General features: G+C 67.8%; 8 protein-coding genes. 4 read left to right on the forward strand and 4 right to left on the reverse strand.

Annotated elements, in window-relative coordinates; genetic code table 11:
- Nucleotides 1-27: 27 nt before the first annotated feature.
- From CBM2588_RS28340 to CBM2588_RS28355, 4 genes are read right to left on the reverse strand one after another with little or no spacing between them, the layout of a single operon-like run.
- Nucleotides 28-1056, reverse strand: coding sequence for a tripartite tricarboxylate transporter substrate binding protein (locus tag CBM2588_RS28340; RefSeq protein WP_115683550.1), 1029 nt, complete (start codon nt 1054-1056; stop codon nt 28-30).
- 42 nt (nt 1057-1098) lie between these two features.
- The gene (locus tag CBM2588_RS28345) at nt 1099-3570 is read right to left on the reverse strand and encodes a CaiB/BaiF CoA-transferase family protein (RefSeq protein ID WP_115683551.1); all 2472 of its coding nucleotides are present in this window, start codon (nt 3568-3570) and stop codon (nt 1099-1101) included.
- A gap of 45 nt (nt 3571-3615) precedes the next feature.
- Nucleotides 3616-6933, reverse strand: a complete 3318-nt coding sequence (locus CBM2588_RS28350; RefSeq protein WP_115683552.1) for an acetyl-CoA carboxylase family protein — start codon at nt 6931-6933, stop codon at nt 3616-3618.
- Between the two features lie 54 nt (nt 6934-6987).
- Nucleotides 6988-8538 (reverse strand): acyl-CoA carboxylase subunit beta, encoded by a 1551-nt coding sequence (locus CBM2588_RS28355; protein WP_115683553.1) that lies wholly within the window; start codon nt 8536-8538, stop codon nt 6988-6990.
- A 187-nt stretch (nt 8539-8725) separates the two neighbouring features.
- Here CBM2588_RS28355 and CBM2588_RS28360 point away from each other — a divergent pair, with 187 nt between their 5' ends.
- From CBM2588_RS28360 to CBM2588_RS28375, 4 genes are all read left to right on the forward strand, one after another.
- Complete coding sequence (locus CBM2588_RS28360; protein WP_231942307.1) at nt 8726-10480, forward strand: sigma-54 interaction domain-containing protein; 1755 nt, start codon at nt 8726-8728, stop codon at nt 10478-10480.
- A 322-nt stretch (nt 10481-10802) separates the two neighbouring features.
- The gene (locus tag CBM2588_RS28365; protein ID WP_115683555.1) at nt 10803-12401 is read left to right on the forward strand and encodes an FAD-binding oxidoreductase; all 1599 of its coding nucleotides are present in this window, start codon (nt 10803-10805) and stop codon (nt 12399-12401) included.
- A gap of 28 nt (nt 12402-12429) precedes the next feature.
- The gene (locus CBM2588_RS28370) at nt 12430-13653 is read left to right on the forward strand and encodes a CaiB/BaiF CoA transferase family protein (protein ID WP_172583683.1); all 1224 of its coding nucleotides are present in this window, start codon (nt 12430-12432) and stop codon (nt 13651-13653) included.
- A 61-nt stretch (nt 13654-13714) separates the two neighbouring features.
- The gene (locus CBM2588_RS28375; RefSeq protein ID WP_115683557.1) at nt 13715-14698 is read left to right on the forward strand and encodes a tripartite tricarboxylate transporter substrate binding protein; all 984 of its coding nucleotides are present in this window, start codon (nt 13715-13717) and stop codon (nt 14696-14698) included.
- Nucleotides 14699-14800: the final 102 nt, after the last annotated feature.

Raw genomic sequence — 14800 nt, forward strand, 5'->3', positions numbered from 1 at the left:
GCCACTCCCGCCGCGCCGTCCGCCGGCTCAATCGAGCGTGATGGCTTCGCGCTGGATCACCGCCGTCCAGTTGCCTTCCTCCCTTGCCACGCGCTTCGCGAAATTGGCCGGATCTAGCATCACGACATCGCCTTGCTGGCCCAGCGCTGTCTTGGCCTTGCTGTCCTCGAGCAGCCCCTGCGCGACCGCATGGAGCTTCTGGACGATCTGCGGCGGCGTGCCGGCCGGTACCAGCATGCCGATCCAGAAGGTCACGTCGAAGGGCGAGATGCCAAGCTCCTCCAGCGTTGGCACATCCGGCAACTGCGCCATGCGCTTCGGTGCGCTGACGGCGAGGGGCTTGAGCTTGCCGGCCTTGATCTGAGGCAGCGCCGTCCAGGTATCGAAGGCCGTATCCAGCTCACCGCTGATCACGGCCAGTTGCGCCTGTGCCGCGGACTTGTACGGAATGTGCGTGGTCTTGATCCTGGTGCGGTTGTTCAGCATGGCAAAGCTGAGATGCGCGATATTGCCCGGCCCGGCCGAGCCATAGCTGACCTTGCCGGGATGCTGCGTCGCGTAGCGCACCAGCTCCGGCACCGAACCGACCCCGTTCTTCTGCGACCAGTCAGGGTTGGTGACGAGGATGAAAGGCGCCTCGAGGACCAGGGTGACCGGCGTGAAGTCCTTCGGCGAATAGGTGCCCTTCTTGTAGATCTGCGGGTTGATGGTGATGCTGCTGGAGTTGGTCACCAGCAAGGTATAGCCGTCGGGCGCAGCCTTGGCGACCTCGCCCACGCCGATCAGTCCGTTCGCGCCCGCCTTGTTTTCCACTACCACAGGCTGGCCGAGGGACTTGGTCAGCCGCTCCGAAAGAACCCGGGCCACGGTATCCGTGAACGACCCCGCCGGAAAGGGAACGATCATCCGGATCGGCTTGTTGGGCCAGCCCGCATTCTGCGCCGCGGCCGGCGCGGCCATCGTCGTGGCCAGGATGCCAAGCGCGGCCGCCGCCACGCTGAGTTTGCCGGCCTTTGCGCCTGCCTGGCAGCGCTGGATCCATGTCGGTTTGTTCATGTCGTCTCCGTATCGTGAATGGTGTGCTGAATGCTTGCCGGCCTATGTCGTTTCCTTCGCGTGCTTTGGTTTCGCGACGGTGCCGGTGATGCCCTGTTGTGCCAGGAGTGCGATCCGGTCCGCGCTGAGCCCAAGCACGCGGCGCAGCACCGTTTCGGTGTGTTCGCCCAGCGTTGGCGCGACATGGCGGATGGGCACGGGGTCCGGCCCGGTCCTGAACCAAGCGGTGCTGGCTGTGTAGGTGCCGATGTGGGCGCGCTCGACTTCGCGCCAGAACCCGCGCGCGCGCAGGTGGGGGTCCTGCAGCACCTGCGACATGGGCCGCACCACGCCCGCGGCGATTCGGGCCTGTTGCAGCTGGTGCATTGCCGCTTCGGCGTCGCGGACCACGCACCAGGACTTGATCGCCTGCTCGATCCTGTCCGCCTCGGCGCGCCGTCCCGCGGCCTGCGCCAGGCGGGGATCGGCGGCAAGGTCCGCCCGGCCGAGCGCCCCGCACAGCGCGGGCCAGTCCGCATCGGTCACCGTCAGCACGATCCATGCATCGTCGCCTGCGCAACGGAAGCACCCATGCGGCGAATGCATCGGATGGCGATTGCCCTGCCGCGGCGACACGGCGCCGGTGACGGATTGCTCCAGCATGAACGGTGCGGCCATCGGCAGCATCGCCTCTACCTGCGACAGGTTGATGTGCCGCCCCTGCCCCGTCGTCTGCTGCGCAAACAGCGCAAGCAGGATCGCCGCGCCGCCGTTCAGGCCGCCGACGGGATCGCCATAGGCGTACGACGTCATGGCCGGCGGACCATCCGGGTGGCCCGTGTACAGCGGCAGCCCGCTGGCCTGCTCGAGCGTGCCGCCGTACGCACGGGTATTGCTCCACGCGTTGCCGAGTCCGAAGGCCGGCATCGACAGCATCACCAGCCGTTCGTTCCTGGCGCGCAGTGCTTCGTAGTCCAGGCCGAGCTTTGGCAGGACCTCGGCGGAGTAATTCTCGATGACCGCGTCGGCGCTTTCGACCAGCTGCAGCAGCAACTGCTTGCCTTCGGGGCGCGTCAGGTCCAGCGTGATCCCCAGCTTGTTGCGGTTCATCAGGTTGAAGTTCGAGTTCTTCTCGTACAGCCTGTCCCGATAGAACGCCTCGGTGAAATTGGCACCGCGCCACCAGTCGGGATAGCCGGTGCTCTCGACCTTGATGATCTCCGCGCCAAAGTCGGCCAGCGTCCGCGCCGCCAGCGGCCCCGCCCAGCCCATGGTCAGGTCGACGACGCGAATGCCCTGCAGCGGCAAGCGCTCGCCGGCCGTGCGCCTGAGGCTCAGGCGCGGGCGATGATCCAGTCCCGCGGTGCGGTAGTGCAGGTCATGCGCGCCCTTCGCCGGCGCATTGCCGCCGGGCAGCGGCCCCGCCGCATCGAGGCGCAGCGGCACCACCGGGCCCTCGAACGAGGCGCCGCCCACGGCGACCGGCACGAAAGCGCCGCGCTGCCGGTGCACTGCCTGGCCAAGCAGGGTCTCCATGGTCGGCACGATCACGGCCGGATGCTTCTTGTCGCCCAGGATCTCGAACCACTGCCGCGCCGTGCGCGTCAGGAAGGCAGGCCTCAGCAGCGCGTCGATCTCGTCGGCGCGTTCCATCCGTTCCGGGCCGCTGGCGTAGCGTGGATCGCTGCCGAGGTCCGGACGCCCGATGGCCTCGCACAGGCCCTTCCACTGCGGCAGCGTGTGCGTAAAGATGCCGATCCACCCTTCGGCGGTCTGGTAGATCCCGGCCGGATGCGTGCCGCAGAACCGGTTGACGCCAAGGCGCCGCAGCGGATGGCGCTGGTCCTGCACCATGCCCGCTTCCATCTCGACCACGCCGAAGACCGCTTCGTGGGCGCTCAGCACATAGCGGCGGCTGCCCTGCCCGCTTCCGATCAGCGCCGCGACGGCGGCCGAGAATGCGCTCAGCCCGACCACGATCGCCGACTGCACGTCGTGCGGCATGTGCGGCGGCCCCTCCGCGGGGCCGCTGCCGTGCACGGCGCCGGCGAGCGCGCGGCACACGGCTTCGGCGCCGGCGTAATGGCTGTACGGCCCGCTCTCGCCGAACCAGGTCAGTGCCACCTCGATCGGCTCGTGCCGTTGCGTGTCGCCGGTCGCCCGCTGCCAGACCGGGGTGCCGAGAATGCCAGGGCCTTCAGCCAGCGCACGGGCGTCCAGCACCACGTCGCACGTCAGCGCCAGCTGCGCCAGCCACGCGGCGTCTTCTACGTCCCGGTCGTCGGTGGCAACGCTTCGCTTGTTGGTATTCAGCCACGCAAACAACGCGCTTTCCGGCTGGCCGGCATCCGCTGCGCTGACCAGCGGCGGCATCCGCCGCCACGCGTCGCCGGCGGGGCTTTCGACCTTGATGACTTCGGCGCCGAAGTCGGCAAACAGCTTGCCCGCGTACGCCAGCGCCGGGCCGCTGCCGACCTCGAGCACGCGCAAGCCGCCCAGCGCCAGCTGCGCCGGGTCAAACCCATGCTTCATCATGGAACCCTCTTGTGCTGTGTGCAGCGATTGGTCGGGCACGGTGCTTTACCACGCATCGATGAATCCGCGGCGCTCCCTGCGGCCGCGCAAGTCCGCCGAGGCGATGCCCTGGGCGATCCACTTGCGGGTCTGCGCGGGGTCGATCACCGCATCGATCTCGACCGCGGCCGCGGTGTTGATCGCGTGGCCGCGCTCGTAGGACTGGGCCACCAGCCTGTCGAACAGCGCCTTGCGCTCGGGACCATCCGGCACGGCCTCGAGCTCCTTCTTGAACCCCAGCCTGACCGCGCCCTCCAGACCCATCGGCCCGAATTCGCCGGTCGGCCATGACACGGTAAAACTTGCCGAGCGGAAGCCACCGCCCGCCATGGCCATCGCACCCAGGCCATAGCCCTTGCGCAGCGTCACCGCCAGCAACGCGACCCGCAGCTTGGCCGCCGTCAGGAACATGCGCGACACGTGCCGCACCTGCGCCCGGGCCTCGCATTCCGGACCCACCATGAACCCCGGGGTGTCGATCAGCGAGATGATCGGCAGGCCGTGCGCGTCGCACAGCTGCATGAAGCGCGACGCCTTGTCCGCGGCGTCCGCATCGATGGCGCCGCCAAGGTGATAGGGGTTGTTGGCCATGATGCCGACGGGCTGGCCTTCCACGCGGGCCAGCGCGGTGTGGATGCCCGCGCCGAAGCCGGCGCGCAGCATCAGCACGCTGCCGACGTCGGCGATGCCCTCGATGGCCTTGCGGGTGTCGTACACGCGCAGCCGGTTCTCCGGCACGACATGGCGCAGCGCCAGCGCTTGCGGCGCGCTCCAGTGTTCCACGCGCCCCTGGAACATCGACAGGTAGTGCTTCGCCGCCTGCACGGCCTGGGCCTCGTTGTCGACCAGGATATCGACCACGCCGTTGGCAACCTGCACCGATGCGGGACCGACCTCCTCCGGACGGAAGACGCCGAGGCCGCCGCCTTCGATCATGGCCGGACCCGCCATGCCGATATTGGCCGACTTGTCGGCAATGATGACGTCGCAGCAGCCAACGAAGGCCGCGTTGCCGGCGAAGCAGCGCCCCGAGACAATGCCCACCACCGGCACATTGCCGCTCAGCTCGGCAAAGGCGGCGAACGACGGCTGGTACAGCCCGGACACCGAAGGGAAATCCACGTCCCCGGGCCGGCCGCCACCGCCTTCGCCGAACAGCACCAGCGGCAGCTCGTCGCGCAGCGCCACCTCGACGATGCGGTCGGTCTTGATGTGGTTGCGCTTGCCCTGCGTGCCGGCCATCACCGTGGCGTCGTAGGCCATCACCGCGCTGCGTGCCCGCTCCTTGCCCACCAGTTCGCCGTTGATATGGCCAATGCCGGTGATCAGGCCATCGGCCGGGGTGTTGACGATCAGGTCCTGCTGGCTGCGGCGCGAAGCCTGCGCGGCAAGCGCCAGCGCCCCGTATTCGACAAAGGTATCCGGATCGCACAGGTCGGCAACGTTCTCGCGCGCGGTGCGCTGGCCGCGCGAGCGGCGCCTGGCGACGGCATCGGGGCGCGCGGCGTCATCCAGGTAGGCATGCCGGTCCAGCACGCGCTGCAGGTCCGCGCGGATCGCATCGGGATCGGCCTGCTGCGCGGCGGCCACGGCGATGCCATCGGCCTCGAGCTGCTCCAGCACGATCAGCACCTGGTTTTCCGCAGCCAGCGCGCCCGGCTCCAGCCGCAGGTCGACCACGCGCCCGCCGCATTCGGCGACGATGGCGTGCTCCATCTTCATGGCGTCGAGCACCGCAACCGTCTGGCCGGGCTTGACGATTTCGTCCAGCGCGACGCCAATCTCCACCACCCTGCCCGTCAGCGGCGCACGGACCGCCACCAGGCCCTCGCCGATTTCCTCTTCCGCATCGGCGGGGCGCGGCGCGTGCGCCTGCGCAGCACGAGCCGCGCCGCCCAGCAAGGCTTCGTGCGCGCGTCCGGCCTGCGCCATGGCCTCCGCCGCCGCAGTCAGTTCGTGCACGATCGCCTCGAAGTGCCGGGTATGGACGTCCTGCGCGAGGAAATCGGCGCGCTGCACCAGCGCACGCAGCAGGTGGAGGTTGGTCGGCACGCCGGCGATGCGGAACTCCGCCAGGCTGCGCTGCAGGCGCCGTACCGCCGCGTCGAATTTCGGCGCTGCGCTGGTGACGATCAGCTTGGCCAGCAGGGTGTCGAAATTGGGCGACGGTTCATAGCCGGTGTAGCCATGGGAATCGACGCGAACGTCCGGGCCCGAAGGCGGATCGAAGCGCTCCAGCCGGCCGTGTGCGGGACGCGCCAGGCCCTGTGCATCGGTCATCTCCGCATTGATGCGCACCTGGATGGCATAGCCGCGGGCTTGCGGCGGCGCAGCGGGATCCAGGCCGAGATCGGCGAGCGCCTGCCCCGCGGCGATACCGATCTGCAGCGCGACCAGGTCGACGCCGGTGACCTGCTCGGTGATGGTGTGCTCGACCTGCAAGCGCGGATTGGCTTCGATGAAGACAAAGTCCTTCTGCTCGCCCGATTCGGTTTCCTCGACCAGGAACTCGAAAGTGCCCAGGCTCTGGTAGTTGACGCGGCGCGCCAGCCTGAGCGCCGCCTTGATGATCTGCTCGCGCAGCTGCGGCTTCAGCACCGGGCTGGGGGCAATCTCGACCAGCTTCTGGAAGCGGCGCTGCAGGGTGCAATCGCGTTCGCCGAGGGCAATCACGTGCGCGCCGTCGCCGGCGATCTGCACTTCGATATGGCGCGCGCGCGCAACCAGCCGCTCGGCGTAGACGGCATCGATGCCAAAGGCCGAGCCCGCCTCGGAACGGCAGCGCGCATAGGCTTCGGCCAGGTCTTCGCGCCGGCGTACCACGCGCATGCCGCGACCGCCGCCACCGCCGACCGCCTTGATCACCACGCCCGCGCCGCCTTGCTGGTCGAAGAAACTGGCGATGTCTTCCAGCGAGGCCGCGCCGCGCGTCGCCGGCATGACCGGCACGTCGCTGTCGGCCGCCAGTTCAAGCGCTCGCCCCTTGTCGCCGAACAGCGCGAGCTGCTCGACGGTGGGGCCGATAAAGCGGATGCCGGTGTCCTCGCAGGCCTGGGCAAAGTCCGCCCGTTCGCTGAGGAAGCCATAGCCCGGATGGATCGCATCGCAGCCGCATGCCTTGGCCGCGGCGATGATGCCTGCCATGTCGAGGTACGCCGCCGGCCCTGCGCCGTCGAGGGCGACGGCCTCGTCGGCCAGGATCCGGTGCAGCGCGCCCTGGTCGTCCTGCGAATAGACCGACACGGTCCCGATCTCGAGATCGCGTGCGGCGCGCAGCACGCGCAGCGCGATCTCCCCTCGATTGGCGATCAACAGCTTCTTCAATGCAGTCTCCTCTCTGTAATTCGATGTCCGTGGGTGCCCGAGTCCAGCGCGCGCTCAGGGCCGGATGCCAAAGCGGCTGATCCCGGCCTCGCGCAGCGGCGCCGCCAGGTTGGCGAACTCGCACAGCAGCGCGCGGGTGTCGCGCGGGTCGATGATGTCCTCGATGACGAAGGCTTCCGCGCTGCGGAAAGGCGAGGTCAGGCTGCGCACGCGCAGCTCGATCTCGGCGCGCTTCTGCACCGGATCGTCGGCGCCTTCGATCTCGGCCTTGTAGGCGACGTCGAGGCCGCCTTCGAGCGGCAATGCGCCCCAGTTGGCGGAAGGCCAGGCATAGCGGAAATTGAAGCGCCCCATGTGCTGGTGGGCGGCTGCCGACACGCCGTAGGCACGGCGCAGTAGCACCGAGCACCACGGCACCGTGGCCTGGTAGAGCGCCGACAGCGCGCGCACGCCGTAGCGCATGATCCCTGCCTTTTCGGCGTCCAGGCCTACCTGGAACCCGGCCGTATCGACCAGGTTGACCACCGGCAGGTGGAAGGCCTGGGCCATGTCGACGAAGCGCGTGAATTTCTCGGCGCTGTCGCTGTCCCAGCTGCCGCCATGGAAGGACGGGTCGCTGGCGATCAGCGCCACCGGCCAGCCATCCAGGCGGGCCAGCGCGGTGATGACGGCGCAGCCCCAGTGCCTGCCGATCTCGAAGCAGGAGTCGGCATCCACCAGGGCCTGCAGGATCGGCCGGATCTTGTAATCCGCCCGGCTGTCCCGCGGAATCGCCGACAGCAGCCATTCGTCGCGGCGCGCGGGGTCGTCCCCGGGCTCCCGGCGCGGCGGCAGCTCAAAGACGGAAGGCGGCAGATAGGACAGGAATTGGCGCGCGCGCGCGAAGGCCTCCTGCTCGGTGCCAACCTCATCGTCCACCACGCCGTTGCGGGTGTGGATCTGGCTGCCTCCCAGCTCGTTCTTGCTCAGCGCCTCGCCCACGCGGGCCACGACCGACGGCGGGCCCTCGCTGAACAGTTGCGAGGTTTCCCTGACCATCACCGAATAGTGGCTGGCGGCCACCCGCGCGGCGCCCATGCCCGCGACCGAGCCCAATGCCAGCGACACCACCGGCACCACCGACATGTTTTCCACCACGTGTTGCCAGACCTTCATGGTGGGGATCAGGGTATGGCCCTTGATCTCGATATTGCGCACCGAACCGCCGCCGCCGGTGCCGTCGACCAGCCGGATCATCGGCAGCCGCAGGTCGTGCGCCATCTTCTCGGCGTGGACCAGCTTGTCGCCGACTGCGCCCTCGTTGGCACCCCCGCGCACGGTGAAGTCGTCCCCCACCAGCACCGCCGGCCGGCCGCCGACCTGCGCGCGGCCCATCACCAGGTTCGACGGCACCAGGTCCACCAGCCGCCCGTTGCTGTCGTAGCGGCCGCTGCCGGTCAGGCCCCCGACCTCGCGGAACGAGCCCGGGTCCGCCAGGGCATCGATGCGCTCGCGCACCGTCAGCTTGCCGGCCGCCTTGTGGCGCTCCACCTTGCCTTCGCCGCCCATCCGGGCGGCGAGCCGTCGACGGTGGGCCAGTTCATCGATTTCGGGCTGCCAGCTCACTGACTTCTCCTGTGTCTTTACGCGGTACATAGTGTCGCCAACACTCCGCATGAGCCGTGCCAGCCACAGAACCGTCAATTACGCATTGATTTCATTGAATAAATACCGGGGCGCCGTTAGGATGTCCGCCACAAGCACACAAACGTGTCCGCAGCAGAGGCACGCATGGAGACATCAAGTGTCCTCAATGACGACACAACACATCGACGGAATAGCGCTCGGGGTGCTGGTCTGTTCTCGCGACGGGGCCCGGCTGGCGGCGATCGGAGCCTGTACGGACCCCGCCATCGCCGATGCGGCGCTCGCAGCATGCGCGCACGCCAAGACGCCGGGCCAGGGGCGCCGGCTTTTCCCCGTCGAGGCAGGCACGCGGCGATTTACTGGCCTGAGCATGGAAGACGGCGACCACCAGCTGATCGTCCTGCATCGCGCCGATACCCAGGCCGTGCTGCTCGACTTCCTCGGCACGGTGCCGTTCGCCGGCGCGATCCTGGACTACTTCCTGAACGACCCGTACCAGGCCATCACCGTGGTCGACAAGGCGGGACGGGTGCGCTTCATCAGCCCCGTCCATGAGAAATTCCTGGGCCTCGACACCGGCGCCGGCATCGGCCGTCCGGCCGCCGAGGTCATCCCCAATTCGCGGCTGCCGCAGGTGGTGGCCAGCGGCAAGGCGGAGATCGGGCAGTTGCAGCAGCTTGACGGCGCCACCCGCGTGGTCAACCGCATGCCGATCCGCCAGGACGGCGAGGTGGTGGGCGCCATCGGGCAGGTCATGTTCAAGGGGCCGGAAGCGCTGGTCCGCATGCACAAGGAACTGGTTGAATTGCGCTCCGAGGTGGCGCGCTACCAGCGCGAGGTCGATGGCCTTCGCCATGGCCTGCACGCACCGCAACCGACGTTCGGCCTGATCGGCGAAAGCGCGCCGATGCAGCGCCTGCGCCGCGAAATCCAGACCGTGGCCCGGCTTGACGTGCCGGTGCTGATCCTGGGCGAAAGCGGCACCGGCAAGGAACTGGTGGCCCGCGCCATCCACGGCGCCGGCGCCGAGCCGGCCAGCGCGCGGCCGCTGGTCAGCCTGAACCTGGCGGCACTGCCCGCAACGCTGATCGAGTCCGAACTGTTCGGCCACGCGCCCGGCGCCTTCACCGGGAGCCAGCGCCAGGGGCAGGCGGGCAAGCTTGAACTGGCGGCGGGCGGCACGGTCTTTCTCGACGAGGTCGCCGACATCCCGATGGAAATGCAGGTCAAGCTGTTGCGCGTGCTCGAAGACCACATGGTCGAACGCCTGGGCAGCCGCCGCGCGCAGCGGGTCGAGTTCCGGCTGGTCTCGGCCACCAACCGCGACATTCCCGAGCTGATCGACGCCGGGCGATTCCGCCTGGACCTGTACTACCGGCTCAGCGGCGTGGTGCTGCGCATTCCCGCGCTGCGCCAGCGGCGCGAGGACATCCCGGCGCTGCTGCAGCATTTCGTCGACGCCTTCTGCACGCGCAACGCCATGCCGGCGCCGGGCATCGACCACGAAGTGGCGCGTTACCTCGCCGGCCAGCCATGGCCCGGCAATGTGCGCCAGTTGCGCCAGCGCATCGAGGAGGCATTGGTGTTCTGCGATGGCCGGACGCTGCGCGTGGCGGACTTTGCCCGCGGCGAGTCGGCGCGCGGGCTAGCGGGACCGCAAAGCCAGCCCGCCGTGCATGCGCCCACGGCTGCGGATCCCTACGAGGCGGCCGCGACGGACGACCTGCCCTTACCCACTGCCGCACAGCGCTCGCCTGCCGAGCCCGCCGCGGGGATGCGGGAACTGGCCTATGCCGCGGTGACCGAAGCCGTCGCGCGCCACGGCGGCAACAAGAAACGCGCGGCCGAGCAGCTGGGGATTTCCCGCTCGCACCTGTACAAGATCCTGGAGCGCGGGCCGCACGCGTTGCGATCGAAATAGGGGCGTATCCGGATCCCAGAGAAAATGTCCCGGCAAGGCCGGGCCCATGCTGTGGCTGAGAGCCTGACTGGCGCAGCTGGCTCTTCTACACCCCGTGCCCTAACCGCTTCCATCCCTTGCCCCCCTTCTCCCCACGTCTTCCATCGTCGTCCCGCTTCCACTGAACATCCCGTTTTTCGCCCTTGACTTCATTCTCCCCTCGCCTACACTGATGTAATCGATTGCATTGCAGGTTTAGCGGTCTATGCTGCGGTTTCGCAGTATTTTTTGTACGAAAATGTAATCGATTACATTGCGCCAAAACCACACAGGAGACATCGACATGCAGGAACGCCGTCGGAAGTTTTATGGCTGGGGCTACGAAGGAGACACCGTCACGCCGCAGGAAATCTCGGAGTTCGAGGCCGCGTGGAGCCGGTTGCTGGGGGTCGAGCAATTCGAGGCCATGCCCTTCCCCACCGCGGACGAAATCGAACTTCGCGCGCCGCGCGTGCAGCCGCCTGCAACGCTGCGTGAGATCTGCACGACCGACCACTACGAGCGCCTTTATCACACCTATGGCGCCGGTACGGTGGACGTGGCGCGGGCCATTCGGAAGGAGTTCCCGAATCCGCCAGACGTGGTAGCGTATCCCCGGACCGAACAGGACATCGTCGATCTCTTCGACTGGTGCGGCCGCCAACAGCTTGCCGTCGTTCCCTACGGCGGCGGCTCCAGCGTGGTCGGCGGGGTGAACCCTCCGGAGCACGATCGCTACCGGGGCGTCCTCACGCTCGACCTGAAACACTTCGACAAGGTGCTGGAAGTCGACCAGACTTCGCAAGCCGCGCGCATCCAGGCCGGCGTGCTCGGGCCAAGCCTGGAACGCCAGCTCAAGCCGACCGGGCTGACCATGCGCTTTTTCCTGCAGGCATGGGAATTCTCGTCGCTGGGGGGCTGGATCGCGACCCGCGCCGCCGGGCATTTCGCCACGGCATACACGCAGATCGACGACCACATCGAAAGCCTCAAGGTGGTGACCCCCGCAGGCAACATCGAGTCGCGCCGCTTTCCGGTATCGGGCTCGGGCCCCAATCCCGACCGGCTGTTCCTGGGCTCGGAGGGCGCGCTTGGCATCATTACCGAGGCCTGGGTCAAGCTGCACCGCCGCCCGGTCTACCGCAAGCAGACCACGGTGCGCTTCCGCGACTATGCCAAGGCCGTCGAGGCGACACGGCTGCTGTCCCAGTCTGGCCTGAACCCCGCGAACGCGCGCCTGGTCGAGCGCGAGGAGGCAGCCTACACCGGCTCCAGCGACGGCTCCTATGACATCCTCGTGCTGGGCTTCGAGTCGGCGGATCACCCGGTCGATGCGTGGATGGCGCGCGCGCTGGAGATCTGCGCGGCGTGCGAAGGCGATTGGGAGACCGCTGCAACCAACGAGGAAGGTGCCGATTCGGCCACGGCAAGCTGGCGCAACAAGTTCCTGCGCGGCCCCTATCTGCGCGAGTACGCCATTGCACGCGGCGTCATGCGCGAAACCATGGAAACCGCCGTCACATGGGACCGCTTCGCCGCACTTCACCAGCACGTCAAGAACGAGACGCATCGCATCATCCGCGAAGTGACGGGGCGCCCGGGCTCGGTGACGTGCCGCTTCACCCACCTGTATCCGGACGGCCCCGCGCCCTACTTCACCTGGTTTGCCTATGGCGACAAGGCCCGCATTCCCGAGCAGTACATGGCAATCAAGCGGGTGGCGGAACAGGCCATGGTGGACGCCGGCGGCACCGTCACCCACCACCACGCGCTCGGACGGGATCATCGTCCCTGGTATGACAAGGAGCGGCCCGAGCTGTTCTGCACCGCGCTCAAGGCGGCCAAGCAAGCGTTCGACCCGAAGCAGATCCTGAATCCCGGCGTGCTGTTCGACCCGAGCTGAAGCCCGGGCATTCACAGGAGGCAAAACCATGGCAGGACCTTTGGAAGGCGTCCGGGTGCTCGACCTGAGCCGCATCCTTGCGGGACCGTGGAGCACCCAGTTGCTGTCGGACCTCGGTGCCGACGTGATCAAGGTGGAGCGGCCCGGCAGCGGGGACGATACGCGCGCCTGGGGGCCGCCCTTCCTTGCCCGGGAAGACGGCACCCTGACGGCGGAGTCGGCCTATTTTCTCTGCGCCAATCGCGGCAAGCGCTCGATCACCGTGGACGTCAGCAGCGAGGCGGGACAGACCGTGCTGCGCGAACTGGCTAAGACGGCCGACGTCTTCGTCGAGAACTACAAGTGCGGCGACATGCGGCGCTATGGGCTGGACTACGACACGCTGGCGGCGCTCAATCCACGCCTGGTGTACTGCTCGATCACCGGCTTCGGGCAGACCGGGCCGTACAGCCACCGGGCCGGCTACGACTTCGTGGTACAGGCCATGGGCGGGCTCATGAGCATCACCGGCGAGTGCGATGACCGCCCCGGCGGCGGGCCGCAGAAATGCGGCGTACCGATCTCGGACCTGATGACGGGGATGTACGCATCCGTGGCCATCGTCAGCGCCTTGTTCGAACGGGTCGGGAGCGCACGCGGCCAGTACATCGACATGAGCCTGCTCGACACGCAGGTCGCGTGGCTTGCGAACCAGGCGTCCAACTATCTGGTAGCGGGTGCCGAGCCACGACGTTGGGGGAACGCCCATCCGAACCTCGCGCCCTACCAGTCGTTCGCGACCAGCGATGGCGCGCTGATCGTTGCCGTCGGCAACGACCGGCAGTTCGGCGCCCTGTGCGACGCACTGGACCTGGGCGAACTGGCACGCGACGAGCGCTACGCGACCAACGCCGCACGCCTGAAGCACCGCGAGAGCCTGGTGTTCTTGCTGGCGGAGCGGTTCCGTGGCCGCGACACGGGAGGCTGGCTGGTCAAACTGGAAGCCGCCGGCGTGCCGTGCGGACCGATCCATACGATTCCGCAGGCCTTGTCGGATCCGCAAGTGCAGTCGCGCGGCATGGTGTTCTCGCTTCCCCATGGAAGCGGAGCGATCGCGCCACAGATCGCCAACCCGATCAAGTTCTCCCGCTCCACTGTCGAGTATCGGCGTGCGCCGCCGGTGCTCGGCGAGCATACGGACGACATCCTGAGCCGCGACCTCGGCTGGTCCGCGGACCGGATTTCGGGATTGCGCCGGGGGGGAACGATTTGAAGCGCAGGTAGCACAAGCGCGATCCCGAAGCAGGATCGCATCAGGAGACAGGAGACCCATCATGCATCGATATCTACGACAAGCGTCCGCCGCCCTGCTTTGCCTGGCAGCGATCTCCGCCTCGCCGCACGCGGCGGCCAAGGACTGGCCCGCCCAGCCGGTCCGGGTGGTCCTGCCCTATCCGCCCGGGGGCGCTTCGGATGTCACCGCCAGGCTGCTGAGCGCAAAGCTTAGCCAGGCTTGGGGAGAATCGGTCGTCATCGAGAACCGGCCGGGCGCCAACGGCATCATCGCCAACGAACTCGTGGCGAAATCGGCCGCGGACGGATATACGGTGCTGATGGCCAACCTTGGACCGAATGCCATCAATCCTGCGGTCTATTCGAAACTGCCTTATGACTCGGTCAAGGATTTCGCGCCCGTGATCCTGGCGACCACGGTTCCGCTGGTCATCGTCACGGCGGCGAACTCCCCCATCAAGGATCTGAAGCAACTGATCGCGATGGCCAAGGATAAGCCTGGCGAGATTACCTTCGGCTCGGCAGGCAACGGGGCGAGCAACCACCTGGCGGGCGAGCTGCTCAATACCATGGCGGGCGTCAAGATGGCGCATGTCCCTTACAAGGGCGACGCACCCTCGCTGACCGACGTGCTGGGCGGGCAGATCCATGTCGCGCTGCCGACGGCCCTGGCCGGCATGCCGCAGGTCAAGAGCGGCAAGCTGCGCGCGCTTGCGGTCACCAGCAAGAAGCGCCTCCCGTCCTTGCCGGATGTTCCCACGGTAGACGAAGCACTGGGCATTAGCGGCTATGAGGCCGTATCCTGGGGCGGCTTCATGGTGCCGACCGGCACCCCGGCGGCCATCATCACCAAGATGAATGCCGAGTTCAACAAGGCGCTGCAATATCAGGACATCCGGGAGAAGCTGCTGGCTCAGGGCGCCGAGATCGTCGGCGGCACGCCGGAGTCGTTTGACGCCTTCCTTCGCGCCGAACTTGCCAAGTGGAAGAAGGTTGCGGACGCTTCGAAGGTGCGGCTCGACTAGCCGCGGCAGGCGCCGGTCGCATGGCCTCGACCGGCGCTTGCATGGCGTTCCTGACCAGCGGACTTGTCCCTCGACGATACAATGCGGCGTCGGGCTGGGCCG

The organism is Cupriavidus taiwanensis, from assembly GCF_900250075.1.
Lineage (GTDB): Bacteria > Pseudomonadota > Gammaproteobacteria > Burkholderiales > Burkholderiaceae > Cupriavidus > Cupriavidus taiwanensis_C.

Bases quoted from the DNA above. Each gene is read 5' to 3' on its own strand.
- CBM2588_RS28365 (WP_115683555.1), top strand. From the start codon at position 10,803: ATGCAGGAACGCCGTCGGAAGTTTTATGGCTGGGGCTACGAAGGAGAC.
- CBM2588_RS28370 (WP_172583683.1), top strand. From the start codon at position 12,430: ATGGCAGGACCTTTGGAAGGCGTCCGGGTGCTCGACCTGAGCCGCATC.
- CBM2588_RS28345 (WP_115683551.1), bottom strand. From the start codon at position 3,570: ATGATGAAGCATGGGTTTGACCCGGCGCAGCTGGCGCTGGGCGGCTTG.
- CBM2588_RS28375 (WP_115683557.1), top strand. From the start codon at position 13,715: ATGCATCGATATCTACGACAAGCGTCCGCCGCCCTGCTTTGCCTGGCA.
- CBM2588_RS28340 (WP_115683550.1), bottom strand. From the start codon at position 1,056: ATGAACAAACCGACATGGATCCAGCGCTGCCAGGCAGGCGCAAAGGCC.
- CBM2588_RS28360 (WP_231942307.1), top strand. From the start codon at position 8,726: ATGACGACACAACACATCGACGGAATAGCGCTCGGGGTGCTGGTCTGT.